The sequence below is a fragment of the Flavobacterium pectinovorum genome, from assembly GCF_022802975.1.
GTDB lineage: Bacteria > Bacteroidota > Bacteroidia > Flavobacteriales > Flavobacteriaceae > Flavobacterium > Flavobacterium pectinovorum_B.
In genome coordinates this window covers 1-915 of record NZ_JAFEVZ010000038.1, presented here as the reverse complement: position 1 = coordinate 915, position 915 = coordinate 1, and the positions used below count along the sequence as shown (strand labels likewise).

At 40.3% G+C, this 915-nt stretch carries 1 pseudogene; it reads right to left on the bottom strand.

What is annotated here, in order from left to right:
- A pseudogene (locus FLV_RS19895) lies at window positions 1-915 on the bottom strand (cadherin repeat domain-containing protein); the annotation flags it as partial.

Genomic DNA, 915 nt, shown 5'->3' with positions numbered 1-915 from the left:
ATAGAAGAAAGTATTCCTACCGTTGAACCGGCCGCTACATTTTCGTTAATAGCCGTAGCCGAAAGCGCTAAGTCAGTTGGCACTTCATTGAGGTTATTTACATTTATAGTAAAGGTTTTTTCAAAAGAAAGTCCCCCTTGATCGGCCGTTCTTACTCGAATTGCATAAGAAGATTTAGTTTCAAAATCCGGGCTTGCCACAATTTGCAGGTTTGCACCGCTGATAGTGAAAGCTGAATTATCAGTACTTCCTGCACCAGCGACCAAAGTGTAAGTAAAAGTATTTGCAGCATCTACATCTATAGAAGAAAGCACTCCTACTGTTGTTCCTGCAGCCACATTTTCGTTAATAGCTGTAGCCGAAAGCGCTAAGTCAGTTGGCACTTCATTCAGGTTATTTACATTTATAGTAAACGTTTTTTCAAAAGAAAGTCCCCCTTGATCGGCCGTTCTTACTCGAATTGCATAAGAAGATTTAGTTTCAAAATTCGGGCTTGCCACAATTTGCAGGTTTGCACCGCTGATAGTGAAAGCTGAATTATCAGTACTTCCTGCACCAGCGACCAAAGTGTAAGTAAAAGTATTGGCAGCATCTACATCAATAGAAGAAAGTATTCCTACCGTTGATCCGGCCGCTACATTTTCGTTAATAGCTGTAGCCGAAAGCGCTAAGTCAGTTGGCACTTCATTCAGGTTATTTACATTTATAGTAAACGTTTTTTCAAAAGAAAGTCCCCCTTGATCGGCCGTTCTTACTCTAATTGAATAAGAAGATTTAGTTTCAAAATCCGGGCTTGCCACAATTTGCAGGTTTGCACCGCTGATAGTGAAAGCTGAATTATCAGTACTTCCTGCACCAGCGACCAAAGTGTAAGTAAAAGTATTGGCAGCATCTACATCAATAGAAGAAAGTATT